The 2,264-nt window shown below is 46.0% G+C and carries 3 protein-coding genes; all 3 read left to right on the top strand.

Annotation, left to right across the window (positions count from 1 at the left end):
• Nucleotides 1–72 precede the first annotated feature (72 nt).
• Genes tnpA through tnpC form a run of 3 tightly spaced genes read left to right on the top strand, consistent with a single transcriptional unit; the run spans nucleotide 73 to nucleotide 2,248 of the window.
• A complete protein-coding gene (gene tnpA, locus IEY24_RS32595) occupies nucleotides 73–351 on the top strand; it encodes an IS66 family insertion sequence element accessory protein TnpA (protein ID WP_188939487.1) in 279 nt (92 codons plus the stop codon).
• Nucleotides 351–695 (top strand): IS66 family insertion sequence element accessory protein TnpB, encoded by a 345-nt coding sequence (gene tnpB / locus IEY24_RS32590; protein WP_262892458.1) that lies wholly within the window; start codon nucleotides 351–353, stop codon nucleotides 693–695. Before tnpA ends, tnpB begins: the two co-directional genes overlap by 1 nt.
• Before the next feature lie 44 nt (nucleotides 696–739).
• Nucleotides 740–2,248, top strand: a complete 1,509-nt coding sequence (gene tnpC / locus IEY24_RS32585) for an IS66 family transposase (RefSeq protein ID WP_188939485.1) — start codon at nucleotides 740–742, stop codon at nucleotides 2,246–2,248.
• Nucleotides 2,249–2,264: the final 16 nt, after the last annotated feature.

Raw genomic sequence — 2,264 nt, 5'->3', positions numbered from 1 at the left:
GTATCCGGCCTATCAAGTGCATATTTTTTAGCAGCGGCCGCCTGATTACTTTTGGCAAAAACATAACGCATTATGGATCAGTCAGAAGAAATGTTCAAATTAGTGAGACAATGGCGTAAAAGTGGCCTGAGCCAAAGTGAATTCTGCAAGTTGCACGGCATGACAGTAGCTAAATTTGGCTATTGGGTCGGAAAGGAAAAGTTGGTTGAAAAAGCGACGGGTTTTGTTCGTATATCCGCCCAGCGTTCGGCCATGGACAATGCTTATGAAGTCATTTATCCAAATGGCGTGCAGGTAAATTATCAGGGCGGTGATCTGACGGTGCTCTCTGAGTTGATCCGGCTTTACTAATGTTTAGTCTGGGTTCATCCCACCAATATTATCTGTACCGAGGCGATTGCGATATGCGTAAAGGTTTTGATGGACTCTGTGGCCTGGTGGATTCCGAGTTAGGTAGAGTGGCCACCAGTGGCGAAGTTTTTATCTTTCTTAACCGAAGACGGACCCATCTTAAAATGCTGCATTGGGAGCCGGGAGGCTTTGTACTTTATTATAAAAGACTGGAAAGTGGCACCTTTCCCTCCCCTAAAAAACAGGCAACCGGAAGTATTTCTTGGAGCGAACTGGTGCTGATGATCGAAGGAATCCAGGTACTGAAAAGCAGTCGTAGAAAGCGTTTTATTTTACAGCAATAAGTGCTTTTGCTAGCTTTAAAGGCTGTTTTTCCGTACTTTTAAGTATGCAAAATGCCCCGCTGGAAACGCTGGATAAAGACCAATTGCTCGCTCTTTTAAAAGAACGGGATCAGCAGATATCGGGTTTAACCCAGCAGAACGCATACCTGGAATCTCAGGTAGAGATGTACAAACGGATGCAGTTCGGTCAAAAGCGTGAACGCTTTGAAGGAGATCCGGCCCAGATTGCGCTTCCCTTTGAAGCTCCTAGCGAACAGGCTGCTGAACAAGAAGAAATTCTGCATGAAAAAATCAGCTACATCCGTAAAAGGCCAAACCATAAGGGCCGTGCAGCACTGCCTTCTCATTTACCCGTCGAAGAGATCGAGATTTATCCTGCCGGTGATCTTTCTGAAATGGTATGTATCGGCAAGGAAGTTACTGAAGAGCTGGATTACGAACCCGCACGCTTTTTGATCAAAAGATATATACGCTATAAATATGCACCCAAAAATGGTGAAGGGGTCAGAATCGGTCAACTTCCCGAGCGGGTCATCGACAAAGGAATACCATCTGCGGGACTGCTGGCTAGCATTTTAACCGATAAATACCAAGACCACCTTCCACTTTACCGGCAGAAGCAGCGTTTTGCCAGGGAAAATATCCAGATCGCATCTTCAACACTTGAAGGATGGACCAAAGAAGCGCTGATCAAGCTGGAACCGCTTTATGAGCAACTGGTCTTTGATATGAAATCGAAGGGCTATTGGCAGGTGGATGAAAGTCCGATTAAAGTACTGGAAACTGACAAGAAAGGCGCTTGCCATCAGGGATACTATTGGGTCTACCACAGCCCTTTGGATGATGTCGTTCTCTTTGATTACCAACCGACAAGAGGCTCAGCAGGAGCGAAGACGATGTTGGAAAGCTTTAAGGGCTATCTACAGACGGACGGCTACGCAGTTTATGAAAAGCATGGGAAGCGGAAAGATGTTATCCATCTTGCTTGCTGGGCGCATGCGCGTCGGGAATTTGAACGGGCCCTGGACAACGACAAAACCAGGGCGCAAAAAGCACTATCGATGATCCAGCAACTGTACGCTGTGGAGCGGAAAGCCCGCCAACTGATGCTGGATGCTGTTGAAATCAAAGAGCTGCGGCTAACAGAATCCCTTCCAGTTATCAACGAGCTGGGCAAATGGATCTTCGAACAAATTAAAAGTACGCTCCCAAAAAGCCAGATCGGAAAGGCGATGCAGTACAGTTACGGCCGTTGGGATGCACTCAGTGCCTACTTATACGACGGAAATCTGTTGATCGATAATAATCAAATTGAAAATTCTATACGCCCGTTGGCCCTGGGCCGGAAAAACTATTTATTCGCTGGCTCACACGAAGCAGCACAGCGGGCTGCTATGATCTACTCCTTCTTTGCTATCTGCAAAAAACACAACGTCAATCCCTACAATTGGCTAAAAAACACTCTACTAAACATCTCCACAATCAATCATAAAAACATCACTGACCTGTATCCGCAACACTTTAACAAGGTTCACCAATTAACAAATACGTAGTTGATAGGCCGGATAC

Origin of the sequence: Dyadobacter endophyticus, from assembly GCF_014641595.1 — a bacterium.
In the GTDB taxonomy this organism is placed as follows: domain Bacteria; phylum Bacteroidota; class Bacteroidia; order Cytophagales; family Spirosomataceae; genus Dyadobacter; species Dyadobacter endophyticus.
This window is presented reverse-complemented; position numbering and strand designations above follow the sequence as displayed.